Raw genomic sequence first — 14,173 nt, 5'->3', positions numbered from 1 at the left:
GGAAATACCTCTTATTTAACTTTATTCTACAGGACTCAACTAGAGCTTTCTAATAATATGCTGATAAAACCAAGAAAAAACGTTCTTTTTCTAATCGTTTTATAATTTAAAAATCATCTAAATAGCGATGAAAAAATCTCTAAAAGATAATTAATAAAATCTTATAGAGCATAAAAAAATGCTTTTGATTAATAGATATAAAAAAACATACTAAAACGTTAAAAAAGTAAATTTTTTACAAAAAAACTACTTTTAACCTTCTAATATGTTTTAACGATACTATTCGATAACTAAAAGAGGCTGTTTGTCTCACCCACATTATACCTTTATTCTAATTTCTGTAATAAAGCTTTTGTATTTTCTACATAGTATTGAATCGCATAAGGTAATGCCGAATCATCAACGGTAAAAGAAGGATGATGCCATTCAAACGGCGAATCCGTACCAATAAATGCAAAAAAACCGGGAACTTCTCGTTGATAATTGGCAAAATCTTCGCCACCCATTGTTAGCTCAGGCTGAACAATCGAAGCAAATGTAGCCGTCGTTTCTTTAACGATTTCGGTCAATTCTGGGTTATTCATTACGACTGGCGGTCCAGCAATCCATTCGATTTCCCCTATTTGTCCATATATACTTGTTACGTGCTGGATTGTCTCTTCAAACAATTGCTTGATTTTTTGTTGATCTGCTTCAAAAAAGGTTCGAATTGTCCCTTCCAAAAAGACCGATTCTGGGATCACATTCCATGTATTGCCACCTTCGATATGGGTTACACTTAACACAGCAGGTGAAATTGGCGAAACATGGCGACTAACGATGGCTTGTAAACTACTAACAATTTGGCAAGCGGTCACGATTGGATCACTCCCATTTTGCGGAGCAGCAGCGTGTGTGCCTACCCCTTTGATTTTAACTTTAAATTGGTCAACCGCTGCCATTAATGGTCCGCTTTTAATCCCAAACGTTCCCACTGGTAAATCCGGTTTGTTGTGAAACCCAAGGATGGCAGAAACGTCGTTGACAGCTCCTGCTTTGACCATTGCAATGCCGCCTTGATTAATTTCTTCAGCTGGTTGAAAAATTAAACGAATTTTCCCATTAAGCTCTGCTTCTTGTTCTTTTAAAAGAGTGGCCGCGCCTAATAAAGAAGCAGTGTGAAAATCGTGGCCACAAGCATGCATAACACCTGGATTCTCTGAAGCATACGCTAAATTAGTCGCTTCTTGAATTGGCAAAGCATCAATATCTGCTCTTAAAGCAATGATTGGACCTTTCGTTTGATTCCCAATTTCAGCAATAACACCTGTTTTCAGTGGGATTTCTAAAATTTTTATCTTATGAGCTGCTAGATACTCTTTGATCAATTGAGTCGTCGCAAATTCTTGTCCCGAAGGTTCTGGATTTTTATGAATATGGCGTCTAATCGAACGCACTTCTTTTACTAATTCTTCTGAAATACTTGGATTTTTTTGCAATTTTTCCCCCTACTTTCTAAATAAGATCAGACTATTGCGCAAAAAAAGTAATCTTAAGCAAAAGGTATTACTTATAGAATAGCTCTCCTCTTACTAAGCACCATTTTACACTTGTTTTTAACCATCTTATCATAGAAACAACAACTATACTTTATTTTGTAAAGCTAAAACGAATGTTCAAAAATGGAAACGTGGGTGAGACAAAAATAAAAGCCACTTTTATTTTATGTCCTAAAAACGAATAAACAGTGGGAGCAGAAGCAACTCCTACGGAAATAAGCGACAACTCACAAAAATTTGAAAAACAATTTTCGTGAGTTGTCGCTTATTTCTTGGAGTTAAACACTTCTATCTCAACCTCGTTCGTTCAACAATTATCATAATTAGTTATCTTTAATTCACTTTTAAGACCACTGTAAACGCCAAGGTTTTACCTCATGATACAAAGGCGCTTTATTCACTGAATTAAATAGTTCCATTTTATATTTCACGACTTTTTTAGCTTCTTCAATACATTCAGGATAAATTGCATTAGGGTCCCATAATTCAGTTGTCGCTAAAATTTCGCGACATTTTTTATAAAATGCGTATTTATAGTCAGAGGAAATATTTACTTTTTGAATGCCAATTTCAACGGCGCGAGCGATTTCTTGATCTGGATTTGACGAACCACCGTGGAGAACCAATGGAATATCGACTAATTTTTCAATTTCTTCCAAAACTTCGATTTTCAATTTTGGTTTAATATCTTTAGGATAAATTCCATGGGCGGTTCCAATTGCGATTGCTAAAGTATCCACTCCGGTACGTTCAATAAACTCTTGTGCATCATTAGGATTCGTATAAATAACTTCTGATACACCACCTTCAATCGTTGTTCCTGTATTACCAATTGTACCTAGCTCTCCTTCAACAGATACATTTAGCACTTTACAGACATCAACAATTTCTTTTGTTGTTTTGATATTTTCTTCAAAACTTAATAGCGATCCATCAATCATCACGGAACTAAAACCACAGTGAATTGCACGCATAATGCTCGTCAAATTATCCCCATGATCCATGTGTAAAACAAATGGGATAGGACTATTTTTGATTCTAGCTAATACGTAATGAAAGAAATCATCTTTTGTAAAATCTAATTCGGTTGGATGAACTGCGATGATTGCAGGTGAATTATTTTCTTCGGCTGCTTCAACAACGACACGTAAAAAATTACTATCAGCGACGTTAAACGCTCCTACAGCGAATTTATTTTCTTTGGCAACTTCTAATAACTGACTCATATTTACTAACATTTGATTTCTCCTCTTTCATTGATCCTAATAGATCGTTTTTTATAGTGATTTTCCTTTTGATCCTGATAATTCGATATACTCTTTGACCACTTTTTTTCCCGCAGCAATCGTTTCATGAACCAAGACAACATAATCGATTGTGGGATCTTCCGTCAATTTTTCTGCTAAAGAAAGTCGTTGTGCTTTCATAAAATCTGCACCAACATTGATTTTATTGATTCCTTTAGCCACTGAGGTTTGAATATTTTCAGCACCACATCCCGATCCACCGTGTAAAACTAGTGGCATGTTAGTCGCTGCTTTAATCGTATCTAAAATTTCAAAATGAAATTCCGGGTAAACGCCTACTGGATAATCACCATGACTGGAACCATAAGAAATGGCTAGGGCATCAATCCCTGTTTCTTCCGCAAAACGAATCGCTAGAGCTGGATCAGTAAACATTTCTTGATCTGTTTGATGCCCGTTGACTGAACCAATTCCGCCAACTTCTGCTTCGACGCTGGCATCAAATGTTTGCGCAAATTCAACCATCTGCTTCGTAATCGCAATATTTTCTTCGATTGGATAAGCAGATGCATCTACCATCACACTGCGAAAGCCATTATATAAACATTGTTTGACTCCCGCCATTCTTTGCCCATGATCGAGGTTGATGGCAACTTCCACACTCGCATCATTCGCTAATTTGATAATTGGTTCTGTCAAAATTTTACTACTGAAATGATAATCTAAATGATCTTGCAGTAGGTCGATGATAATTGGTGCTCGTAGTTCTTGACCGGCTTCGATGACTGCTTTCGCACTTTCTAAATTAAAACAATTGATGGCCATGACAGCATAATTTTCTTGATTCGCTCGCTGCAACATTTCTTTCATTGATACATACATGAATGACACCCTCCTAAGATAAGGTAATACTACCTAAATCAACTTCTTCTTCTGTGTCGGTCTCTGTTTCAACTTCTTGCGGTTCTTTTTTCAATAACACAAGTAAAACTGCAGTAATCATTGAACCGATAAGTAGTGCTAGACAAAATTCTAATGGTTTATTCATTGCAGGGACAATAAACATTCCGCCAGAAGGCACTGGTGAGCCTACTCCCCAAAGCATACTCAAACCACCGCCGATAGCCGCACCAGTTGAACAAGAGAAAATTACTCGGATTGGATCCATCGCAGCAATCGGAATCACCCCTTCTGTAATCATGCAGATTCCCATCGGAAAAGCGATTTTAATATTTTCAATTTCTGTTTCGGTATATCGTTTCTTTCGAATGATTTTTGAAATAACCAACGATAACGTTACACCGAATGGCGGCACCATTGAAGCTAGAATTTTTACAGCTTCTGGTTCATAGATTCCTTCTAGTAATAATCCATCAGCAAAAAGTGAAGCCACTTTATTGACTGGACCACCAAAATCAAAGGCAGCCATGCCGCCTAAAACAGCACCGAAAACAAATTTCGTGCTACTTTGCATTCCTAACAAGAAATTCGTCATACTTTCTGTTGCCCAAACAATTGGTACCCCGACCACGAAGTACATCAATAATCCAATAACAAGCGTAGATACCAATGGAATAATCATCATTGGCATCAAACCCTCTGCCCATTTTGGTACTTTAAGATTTTTTCTTAACCATAGAACAAAGAAACCAACTAAATAACCACCCAACATTCCGCCTAAAAAACCAGCTCCAATTGAATTAGCGATCAATCCCATAAATAAGCCTGGGCCAATCCCTGGACGATCTGCGATAGAATAGGCAATTGCACTAGCTATAACAGGCGACAGTAAGCCCATTCCCAAAACTCCAAGAGAAACTAATGCATCTGGAATCGAATATGCCGCTTTATAATTTTCAATCACATTGCCACCAGTTAAATTTCCGATGGCAATTAATAAACCAGCCGTCACAACAATGGGTAACATATAAGAAATAGCAGTTAGTGCATGTTTTTTAATTTCTAATTTTTTTAACATATCTACCTTCCCTTTCAAGTTTAACTTGCGCCCATAAAAACTGTGTTAATCTTTCTGCAACTCTTCTTCAATTTTATTAATAATTGCTTTTGGTGCTTTAATAACCATGCTCGTTGGAATTTCAACGATACGTTTCCCTTTAAAACGCTCCTTTCCGCTTATTTTGATATCTGCAGCAATAATTACGACATCCGCATCTTCAATATCAGCTGCTGTCAGTTCATCTTCTGTACCAATCGTTCCCTGTGTTTCAATATGAATCGTATGCCCTAATGATTCCGCGCCCTTCACTAATTTTTCTTTGGCAATATACGTATGTGCAATTCCAGAGGTACAAGCAGCAATTCCTACAATTTTCATTTTCTTTCGCCTTCTTTCTCTATAAATAGTTGTAACATTTCCGCTTCATCGGTTACGTCTTGCAACTTGCTAATAAACGTATCATCGGCTAAACAAATGGCAATGTTTTGTAGCATTTTAATGTGGGTTGTATTGGCATCAGTATTTTTTACAGCAAATAAAATAATGACATTTACTGGTTGTTCATCTAACGATTCCCATTCAAGTGGAACACTGGTACGACCAATCGCAATGGATGTTTTTAAGACACTTTCAGATTTTCCGTGAGGAATCGCCACCCCTTTGCCTAAACCTGTTACCCCCTCTGTTTCTCTTAACATAACGTCTTCAAAAAAATCGTCTACATCATCTATATTGCCATTTTGATAAAGTAATTCACTCAATTCTTTAATGGCAGCTTCTTTCGTTGTAGCAACTAAAGTTAAATCAATCACCTTTTCAGATAAAACTTCTGATAAAATTACATTCGTCATATTCTCATACCTCACTCATCATTTTTTTGACCATTTTTTTATCACTGACTGTAAACATACAATTTACTAATAGATAAGGAATGTTTATTTCACTCGTAAAACCAACTGTTGTTAAAATTAAATCGATTTCTTGGTATTCGTGCCTGTGTTCCATAAATTTACGATACGGCAACACCTCTACAACCTCTATTTCCGGAAAAGCATTACTTACTTTGACGCGTAACAACTCGGAAGTTCCCACACCTGAGCTGCAAATAATCAATACACGTTTATTGTATTTTTCTGCTTCTAAATGCTTGGCAAAGTAAATGGTAATAAACCCAATTTCGTCTTCTGACAACTCAATTAATTGATATCTTTGTTCGATTTGCTTGGTAATTTTCCTCAATTCTTCATGTAGTTCTGGATATTCTGCTCTAATTTCATTGAGCATGCCATTACTAATATCAATTTGATTCATGATTCGATAAAGCATCGGGCGAATATGGTGGATCAAATCTAGATACAATTGCTGTTGTTGTAAAATTTGAGGATATTCTTGACTAATTCCCTCAATATAATCTGACGTAATTGATTCAGCTAATAAACTTTCATTCGTAGATTGCTTATAAGAGATTCCAGAAGATACTAAATACTGAAATAAATAATACGTCTCAATCGTTGGTAATTTAACAGTTAAATAATTAGAAACATTGGTAATTACTTGCTGTGCAATTTGAAATAGTCCTTGATTTTCAGCAATAATTTTTTGCTCCATTTGTTGTAAATCATCATATGACTCTGGCAACACACGTCCTTCTCGAAAACGATTAATCAAAATCGTTAAATGTGCAATAATGTTAATATTGTAAGGATAGGGGACTTCTTTTTTTAACGGGATTTCGATGATTTCTGTTATCTGCTTGCGAATAAACGCGACATCATATTCTTTAGAAAAACCATTCTTTAATAATAAAGAAGACTCATCTAAAACCTCCATATCATTAATAATCCGATTGATTTCCTGACGAATTAGTGCTTCTTTGCCAATGATTTTGATTCGTTTTCTTTGCTTAACCAACTCTAATTGCCTTTGCTCCAAATAGATTTTTAGTTCATAAATATCTTTAGCAATTGCTTCTTGACTCAAAAAATATTTTTCATATAGATAGTTAATCTGAACACTATTTGGTGATCGAAAAAGTAAATATAACATGATATACTTTCGGCGTTCGATTGGCGTTTGAACACGTTCTCTTTTGATATAATTCATTTTCAGATACACATCATAATCCACTCTAAATCCTTTCCCTTTCTCAGAAAGAATAATATCTTTAGTTGGAGATTCTTCGTTGATATGCTTGATTGTGCGATAAATGGTTTTGGTTGACATCGCTAATTTATCGGCCAAAGCTTGCGCTGAGATAAAATCATTTTCTCTCAGTAAAATGTCAATTAAGGATAGTTCACGTTTACTAAAATTCATTTCCTCACCCCTTATTGAGTCTGATACATGGCAACTTGGTCATTTAACGATTCAGATTAACTTCCTTTGTTTTAACTTATCTTGATTATATACGCAAATAAACCGCTTACAAATATTCTGTTGTCCACTTCACTAGACAAATAAAAAAGACGTCCTTTGCCAAAAAATAGCAAAAACCATCTTTTTCTTCACTTCCTAATTAAATTGATTATTAAAAACTATGATACCGACTTTGGATAAATCAAATTCCAATAGGGATCTTCACCTGTTACTTCATCAACTTGCTGCCAGCCCGCTTTTTTATAAAACTCTAACGCCTGTTGATTTTTAGACAAACACTTTAATTTCATCGGTAACGTCAATCGTTGTTTCGCTTCCATCAATAACTTCTGCCCAATTCCTCTACGTTTAAAATCAGCATCGATAAATAAACAATGGATAAAATTATCTGGCAAATAAAGCGAAATAAAACCACAAATGATTCCTTCCTCTTCTGCAACTAAAATAAGCTCATCTTCTGTATCTCTATCAAAATCTTCTACTTTAAACGTTGTCGGATCTTGCCAATCAAAAGTACTTTTTCTACTATTATAATAAAGTTCTCTTAATGCAATTCGATCTTCTTCCATCATTTCTCTAATAACTAGCAATCATTCTCCTCCTTAACCACTATGCTTTCTACCATAAAATCAGATATTAATTAAACAGAAAAACCTGTTTTGTCTTCTTCCGTGATAGGTCTAATCACTTTACATGGATTTCCCGCCGCAATTACATTTGCTGGAATATCTTTTGTCACAACACTTCCTGAACCAACAATCGTATTTTTACCGATTGTAACTCCTTGATTGATATGAACACCCGCTCCAAGCCAAACATTATCTTGGATTGTTACTGGCTTTGCATAACAACCACCTGCGACCCGTTCTGTCGCATCAATGGCATGATTGGATGTATAAATTCCCACACGAGGACCAAATAACACATTATTACCGATTTTTATTTTATTACCATCCAACATAATACAATCAAAATTGGCATAGAAATTATTTCCAATTGTAATATTAAACCCAAATTCACACCTAAAATTCGGTTCAAAATGAACCCCTTGACCTACCTCTTCGAATAACTCCTGCAGAATCGCCTCTCTTACTTCGCTGCTTGATCCAAAATTTGCATTATATTGATTCGTCAATAGCACTGTTTTTTCTCGCTCTGCCACCAATTCATTTTCCAAATCATTATACATTACACCACTTAACATTTGCTTCCTTTGTGCTGCTAAATTCATGTTAATCCTCCTCACTTTCAATATTTATACAAGAAACACCAAAAGCATGTTCAGATAAATTTTAATAGAATAATCTATCTATAAATTCAATTTTAATATTTTTTAGTAAATATCTAACTGCGAAATGATCATCATTACCTCATTAGTTTTTAATTCTATTTACAAATTATTAGAATTATGAAACTTATTTTAGTTCTGAAATTATTGTGTTTCTTAGTTTAACTTCCATTCTTACAACGAGTTCTTCTATATCTTTTTCTTTAGCGTATCACTTTTTTTTTAAGTAAGTCAAGATGATGCAAAATTTTAACATTGAAATTGGCAGCATAATCTCTATACAAAAAAACTCAAAGCAAAACTAACTATCAGTTTTTTGCTTTGAGTTCTATAATAATTGAAACAATTATTTCTAAAAATTCCGTCTGTTTATTTCTCCTTCACTTCAGCGATCAGTTTCGCTAACGCTTGCTCTTGATAAGTAGCAGTTGCTTGTTCAATCACTTTTTGTTGCTCTGCTTGATCCATTGTAGGATTTTGTATCATTGCCGTTTGAACTTGTTCTTGAACAAAAGCTTTCGCTTCTACTTCCATCTTCGCCTTATTTTCTTCAACCAGTTTTCCTAAAGCTTTGGCTTGCTCGGTACTTAAGATAACCCAATCTTTCTCTACACTAAATACATTTTTTTCAATCACTAATTGATGATTTTGGCTTGATAAACCAAACCAGAATTCAGCGGTTTTATTTTTATAAACCCAATACGTTTTTTTAGTAATGATTTGACTCTTCGCTTGATTTTCTTTCACTTCATTTGTAACATGATCTGTTCCTGTCGAAAGTGGTTTCGTTTGTTTTTCATCGGTTTTATAAACATACACTTTCTCCGTGCCATCGCCTAACGGTTGATAAAGTAACAAATTCATGTCCTTATTATCTGAGCTAGAAACAAGCGATTTTGTAGTTGTTTCAGTGATTTTTTTCATTCCAAAATGGTAATGGTCATTCGCTGTCATTAGTCCCAGACCAGCGAAAAAGAGCAACGCAAAAACAAACGATAAAGCAGTTTGCCAACGATTTTTAGCAAATATATTTATGCCAGCAAATGCTAAAACACTGAGGATAATTACCGCAAAAATCATTTAGTTGCACCTCCTTTAACAGCAGCAGGCTTTTTGTTTTTTAAGAAGAAAGCTACAATCACACCGACAAAGCCAAAAATTACAGCTACAAAGAACGCAGCATGATAACCTGTTAACGTTGCATTGATTGCTTCTGTTTTATAAGTCAATGGCAGTGTTTTTAACAAATCATCTTTTGGTAAATTAGATTTTGTGACATTACTCAAAATACTAATTAACACAGCAGTTCCAATTGAACTAGCAACTTGACGGAATGTATTGTTAACGGCTGTTCCATGACTAATTAAGTCCAATGGCAAAGCATTCATTCCTGAAGTAGTCACCGGCATCATAACCATTGAGATCCCAAACATTCGTAATGCGTATAGAATTACAATCATCGGTACAGGAGTCGTCTGTGTTAAAAAGGCAAACGGTAACGTCGCTGTGGTCAAAATAATCATCCCAACAATCGCTAAACGTTTCGCGCCATGTTTATCAAAAATAGCACCCGTTACCGGCATCATTAACCCCATAATCAACGCGCCTGGCAATAACATCAAACCAGAATGGAACGCTGATTCGCCACGGATATTTTGAATATATAATGGTAAAACCATTTCTGCACCAATCATCGCCATGTTAACAACTCCTGAAAGAATGGCCGCCATCGTAAAGGTAGCTGATTTAAAGACACGCAACTCTAAAAATGGATTTTCTAAATGAAGTTGGCGCCAAGCAAATAGCGCAATAAAGATGACTCCAGCAATCAAAAAGCCAATCACTTTGACACTACCCCATCCGTCATTGCCAACGGAAGAAAAGCCATATAACAAACTACCAAACCCAAGCGTTGAAAGTAGCGCTGAGAATACATCGATTTTGGGATTTGATAACTGAATCACACTTTTCATTAAGAAACTGGCTAAAATCAACACAATAACCACGATTGGAATTACCATTCCAAATAAATCACGCCAAGTATAATGATCAATAATCCAACCTGATAATGTCGGACCTAAGGCAGGGGCTAAACCGATAACGATTCCAGCCATTCCCATTGCTGCTCCTCGTTTTTCTGGTGGAAAAATCGATAACATAATTGTTTGTAATAGAGGCATAGAAATTCCCACGCCTGCCGCTTGAATTAAACGTCCTATTAATAAAATCTCAAAACTTGGCGCCACAAAACAAGTAATCGTTCCTGCCAAGAAAATCAGCATAGCCCCTATGTATAAACGCTTTGAACTAAATTTATTAATCAGCCAAGCACTGATTGGAATCATAATACCATTTACTAATAAAAAGCCTGTTGTTAACCATTGCACACTAGAAGCAGAAATATCAAATGTTTTCATTAGTGTAGGAAAAGCAGTTGTTAATAAAGTTTGATTTAAGACTGTACAAAACGTTCCTAATAATAACACGACGACTAAAAGAGAACGATTATACGGTTTTCCATAAATATCTACTGGTTGTTGTTCCACGGATTTTCATCCCTTTCTTGAAATTTTTCTGAAAAATCGTCCGGATGTTACTTTACTCCTCTTTTTTATTTTTGTCAACTTACTTGACACATATGACAAGTAAAGTATAATTTAAAGAAGTAAGGGGGTCATTAAATGAATACAGCTACATTAAAAAGGCTTTTAGAAAGTGATGATTTTTTAGTTGGTATTAGTGAATTAAGTAACATGACAAATGTTTCGCCAAGACAGCTCAGATATTGGGAACAAAAGGGCTATATTACTTCGGTTGGTGAAGCTGGAAGTAGTCGTAAATATAAATTACCCATGGCGATTAAAATTGAAATGATAAAACATTTTTTAGACGAAGGGTTTACCTTGCATGTTGCGGTAGAAAAGGCGAAAGAACATCAAACCAGCATTCATCAAGCGAAACTTTTATTGAAAAAAGTTTTTAAAGGACTAAAGTATATCGATGAACGGTTTACTGTAATTCGTTTATCTGGTTTTAGTAATCAAGAGCAGTTATTGTTGATTAGCGACCGCAAAAACGATACCGTCTGTTTCGAGGTGTTTGATGAGAAAACCGAACTGACTCAAGAATTAATCACTCAGTTGTTACAAATAGAAACAACTAAAACGGAAGAAGAATAACTCAATTGTTTCAATTTATTTCTCTTCTTCCGTTTTTTTCTATCCATTGATTTTTCACTTGATTCAAACCATTTTTTTGAAAAAAGTTGTTTTTATTGCTATCCTAAACATAGTCATTGAATAACTCGAGCTTATCTAAGGAGAGATAAAAATGAAGTTTCTAGCGATAACCTTTTATACAAAAGATGAAACAATCATAAAGTCGTGGACAAATGCTTTAAAGTCTTATTTCACTGATACGTATAGAATCTATAGAGCACAATTAAAATTTACTGGCACTGAAGAAAAAAAATGGACCTTTTTTATTTTAGGTGAACTTGGTACGACAATCCCTACTTTAGCTGATTTTTCTTCTTTATCCTTACAAGAAGCAGTGATTAGAATAGAAATTTTAACTGTCACACCAGGTAGTTTTCTGTCGAATACGTCTGTAAAAAAAGAGCCACTTTTAATTATCGAACACGTAGATGTCCAAGCGGCTCACCTAGATGAATTCCAGCAAATCATGATTACAAATAATACACCTGCTATGAAATATATTATTGACCATAAAAATTGGTGTTCCGAATTTATTGCTTTAGAAGCGGAGCAAGTCTTGTATCAGCAGCCCAATTTTTCTGAATGGAATCAGATTCATTTGATTAGTATGACCTTCTCGGCTCCATTTAAATATAAAAAAGATTTCAACGAAGGGCTACAATCAGTTGCTGCACCTAATTTTAAAAGCAACTTCGAGCGATTAGAAAAAATTCGAACATTTACTTATAAATATAAAGTCCATCGAATCCATTAATCGATTGAGATGGTTCCTAACAAATCATTTTTCTTACAACCTAAGCGATACTATACAAAAATTCAAAAAACAATCCAGTAGCCATCCGTTAACAGCGAAAAAAGCTACTATGTTTTTTACTGTTTTTGTATAGTATCGCTTATTTTTTTATGTTTAAAATTTCTAGCTAACTCTTTTTACTTAAATTAAGAAAAAGCCGTTGACTCTCACCCTACGTACGAATATATAATAAAAGAAAGTCAAGGAGGAAACAGAGAATGTTTAAAATTGGTGAATTTTCAAAATTATCAAATAGTACGATTCGAGCTTTGCATTATTATGAAGAAAAAGAGTTATTAAAACCAGAAATCATTGATCGTCAATCAAATTTCCGCTATTATTCGGCCAAACAATTAACAACAGTCAATCAAATCAAGATGTTACAACAGATTGGACTTCCTTTGGCTACAATTAAAGAAATTTTAGCTAGTAATGATTTAAAATTATTAGATTATCATTATGAATTACGGGAACTAGAGCTGCAAAGAGAATTAGAACAAGTCAAAAAAAATCAACGAATGGTTGAATTATTACAAAATGGAATGAAAGAAGGAAAAAATATGGCTGAATATAACGTCGTATTAAAATCAATTCCAGAACGACAAGTGATGAGTATTCGAAAAGAAGTAACTTCTTTTGATAAAGAAGGGAAAATGTGGCATGATTTATATGAGCAATCACTTGCACAAAAAGTCAAATTAACCTCTCCGCCAGCTGGAATGACTCTTTTTCATGATAAAGAGTATAAAGAAACAGATATTGATATCGAAATTCAAAGTAATGTAATCGGTAATTACGAAAATAAAAACGAAATTTGTTATTATAACGCACCTTCTTTCCAAATGGCGGCAACTACTTTTAATGGCAGTTACGAACAAATGCCTGCAGTAACCCAAGCTTTAGCTTCGTGGATTGAAGCGAATAATTACCAAATGACTGGTGTGATGATCAATATTCCTATTGTTTCACCCGCACAAGAAAAAAATCCAGAAAATTGGGTCACAGAAGCAGGTTTTATTGTCACACCTGTTGAAACTAACTAAGAAACTTACCCTAAAAATATCGGAGGAATCATTATGGCTAGACCAACAACAAAAGAAGATTTATTAACAGCGGCTACAAACCAATTTACTAAACTATCTACATTGATTGATTCATTATCCCTAGCAGAAAAAGAAATTCCTTTTGATTGGACAGGTCAAAAAATCGGTAAAGAAGCACATTGGCAACGAGATGAAAATCTAAAAGATGTCTTGATTCATTTATATGAGTGGCATCAATTACTGCTGAATTGGGTTCATTCAAATCAAGCTGGAGAAGAAAAACCATTTTTACCCGCACCTTATAATTGGCGGTCTTACGGCGCAATGAATGTTGAATTTAAACAGAAGCATCAGCAAACAACAGAAGAACAAGCAGAAAAAATGGTAAAAGAAAGCCATACTGCTGTCATAAAATTGATCGAATCTCTCTCAAATGAAGAATTGTTCAGTAAAAATCACTTTACGTGGGCTGGTGGCAGCACATTAGGAAGTTATTGTGTATCAGCTACTTCTAGCCACTATGAATGGGCCATCAAAAAAATCAATAAATTTAAGAAGACACTGACTAAAGGGAAATAATCACTAAAAAAGCATCAAAATGATTCATTCATTTTCGATGCTTTTTTAGTGAGTTAGTTTAAACTTTGTTTTTCTCAACCTCAGTGCATAATAATACGCTCTTTTTGTATTTTACGTTATACTATTTTTAT

General features: G+C 34.7%; 15 protein-coding genes. 4 read left to right on the top strand and 11 right to left on the bottom strand.

What is annotated here, in order from left to right:
* Positions 1-326: 326 nt before the first annotated feature.
* The 11 genes from ACYSNW_RS07480 to ACYSNW_RS07430 all read right to left on the bottom strand — a co-directional run bounded on the left by ACYSNW_RS07480 (position 327) and on the right by ACYSNW_RS07430 (position 10,955).
* Entirely contained in the window at positions 327-1,478 is a 1,152-nt protein-coding gene (locus ACYSNW_RS07480; protein ID WP_461743862.1) for an amidohydrolase, read from the bottom strand.
* Between the two features lie 404 nt (positions 1,479-1,882).
* Complete coding sequence (locus tag ACYSNW_RS07475) at positions 1,883-2,776, bottom strand: ketose-bisphosphate aldolase (RefSeq protein WP_461743861.1); 894 nt, start codon at positions 2,774-2,776, stop codon at positions 1,883-1,885.
* Between the two features lie 39 nt (positions 2,777-2,815).
* A complete protein-coding gene (locus ACYSNW_RS07470) occupies positions 2,816-3,667 on the bottom strand; it encodes a class II fructose-bisphosphate aldolase (RefSeq protein ID WP_461743860.1) in 852 nt (283 codons plus the stop codon).
* 13 nt (positions 3,668-3,680) lie between these two features.
* A complete protein-coding gene (locus ACYSNW_RS07465; RefSeq protein WP_461743859.1) occupies positions 3,681-4,763 on the bottom strand; it encodes a PTS fructose transporter subunit IIC in 1,083 nt (360 codons plus the stop codon).
* Between the two features lie 45 nt (positions 4,764-4,808).
* Entirely contained in the window at positions 4,809-5,123 is a 315-nt protein-coding gene (locus ACYSNW_RS07460; protein WP_461743858.1) for a PTS fructose transporter subunit IIB, read from the bottom strand.
* Positions 5,120-5,596 carry a PTS sugar transporter subunit IIA gene (locus ACYSNW_RS07455; protein ID WP_461743857.1) on the bottom strand — a complete coding sequence of 159 codons (477 nt, stop codon included), beginning with the start codon at positions 5,594-5,596 and terminating at the stop codon, positions 5,120-5,122. The genes ACYSNW_RS07460 and ACYSNW_RS07455 overlap by 4 nt, the downstream gene beginning before the upstream one ends.
* A gap of 4 nt (positions 5,597-5,600) precedes the next feature.
* Positions 5,601-7,061 carry a BglG family transcription antiterminator gene (locus tag ACYSNW_RS07450; RefSeq protein ID WP_461743856.1) on the bottom strand — a complete coding sequence of 487 codons (1,461 nt, stop codon included), beginning with the start codon at positions 7,059-7,061 and terminating at the stop codon, positions 5,601-5,603.
* 218 nt (positions 7,062-7,279) lie between these two features.
* Complete coding sequence (locus ACYSNW_RS07445) at positions 7,280-7,711, bottom strand: GNAT family N-acetyltransferase (RefSeq protein WP_461743855.1); 432 nt, start codon at positions 7,709-7,711, stop codon at positions 7,280-7,282.
* A 50-nt stretch (positions 7,712-7,761) separates the two neighbouring features.
* Positions 7,762-8,352, bottom strand: coding sequence for a sugar O-acetyltransferase (locus ACYSNW_RS07440; protein ID WP_461743854.1), 591 nt, complete (start codon positions 8,350-8,352; stop codon positions 7,762-7,764).
* Between the two features lie 426 nt (positions 8,353-8,778).
* A complete protein-coding gene (locus tag ACYSNW_RS07435; RefSeq protein WP_461743853.1) occupies positions 8,779-9,489 on the bottom strand; it encodes a DUF4811 domain-containing protein in 711 nt (236 codons plus the stop codon).
* Entirely contained in the window at positions 9,486-10,955 is a 1,470-nt protein-coding gene (locus ACYSNW_RS07430) for an MDR family MFS transporter (RefSeq protein ID WP_461743852.1), read from the bottom strand. The genes ACYSNW_RS07435 and ACYSNW_RS07430 overlap by 4 nt, the downstream gene beginning before the upstream one ends.
* A gap of 135 nt (positions 10,956-11,090) precedes the next feature.
* Here ACYSNW_RS07430 and ACYSNW_RS07425 point away from each other — a divergent pair, with 135 nt between their 5' ends.
* From ACYSNW_RS07425 to ACYSNW_RS07410, 4 genes are all read left to right on the top strand, one after another.
* A complete protein-coding gene (locus ACYSNW_RS07425) occupies positions 11,091-11,588 on the top strand; it encodes a MerR family transcriptional regulator (protein ID WP_461743851.1) in 498 nt (165 codons plus the stop codon).
* A gap of 151 nt (positions 11,589-11,739) precedes the next feature.
* On the top strand, positions 11,740-12,381 hold the full coding sequence (locus tag ACYSNW_RS07420) for a hypothetical protein (RefSeq protein WP_461743850.1): 642 nt from the start codon (positions 11,740-11,742) through the stop codon (positions 12,379-12,381).
* Between the two features lie 257 nt (positions 12,382-12,638).
* On the top strand, positions 12,639-13,463 hold the full coding sequence (locus tag ACYSNW_RS07415; protein WP_461743849.1) for a MerR family transcriptional regulator: 825 nt from the start codon (positions 12,639-12,641) through the stop codon (positions 13,461-13,463).
* A gap of 33 nt (positions 13,464-13,496) precedes the next feature.
* The gene (locus tag ACYSNW_RS07410) at positions 13,497-14,042 is read left to right on the top strand and encodes a ClbS/DfsB family four-helix bundle protein (RefSeq protein ID WP_461743848.1); all 546 of its coding nucleotides are present in this window, start codon (positions 13,497-13,499) and stop codon (positions 14,040-14,042) included.
* Positions 14,043-14,173 lie beyond the last annotated feature (131 nt).

The sequence above is a fragment of the Enterococcus sp. LJL99 genome (assembly GCF_054871725.1).
This window is presented reverse-complemented; position numbering and strand designations above follow the sequence as displayed.

Bases quoted from the DNA above. Each gene is read 5' to 3' on its own strand.
- ACYSNW_RS07450 (WP_461743856.1), bottom strand. From the start codon at position 7,061: ATGAATTTTAGTAAACGTGAACTATCCTTAATTGACATTTTACTGAGA.
- ACYSNW_RS07415 (WP_461743849.1), top strand. From the start codon at position 12,639: ATGTTTAAAATTGGTGAATTTTCAAAATTATCAAATAGTACGATTCGA.
- ACYSNW_RS07410 (WP_461743848.1), top strand. From the start codon at position 13,497: ATGGCTAGACCAACAACAAAAGAAGATTTATTAACAGCGGCTACAAAC.
- ACYSNW_RS07440 (WP_461743854.1), bottom strand. From the start codon at position 8,352: ATGAATTTAGCAGCACAAAGGAAGCAAATGTTAAGTGGTGTAATGTAT.
- ACYSNW_RS07420 (WP_461743850.1), top strand. From the start codon at position 11,740: ATGAAGTTTCTAGCGATAACCTTTTATACAAAAGATGAAACAATCATA.
- ACYSNW_RS07425 (WP_461743851.1), top strand. From the start codon at position 11,091: ATGAATACAGCTACATTAAAAAGGCTTTTAGAAAGTGATGATTTTTTA.
- ACYSNW_RS07455 (WP_461743857.1), bottom strand. From the start codon at position 5,596: ATGACGAATGTAATTTTATCAGAAGTTTTATCTGAAAAGGTGATTGAT.
- ACYSNW_RS07435 (WP_461743853.1), bottom strand. From the start codon at position 9,489: ATGATTTTTGCGGTAATTATCCTCAGTGTTTTAGCATTTGCTGGCATA.
- ACYSNW_RS07465 (WP_461743859.1), bottom strand. From the start codon at position 4,763: ATGTTAAAAAAATTAGAAATTAAAAAACATGCACTAACTGCTATTTCT.
- ACYSNW_RS07460 (WP_461743858.1), bottom strand. From the start codon at position 5,123: ATGAAAATTGTAGGAATTGCTGCTTGTACCTCTGGAATTGCACATACG.
- ACYSNW_RS07475 (WP_461743861.1), bottom strand. From the start codon at position 2,776: ATGTTAGTAAATATGAGTCAGTTATTAGAAGTTGCCAAAGAAAATAAA.
- ACYSNW_RS07470 (WP_461743860.1), bottom strand. From the start codon at position 3,667: ATGTATGTATCAATGAAAGAAATGTTGCAGCGAGCGAATCAAGAAAAT.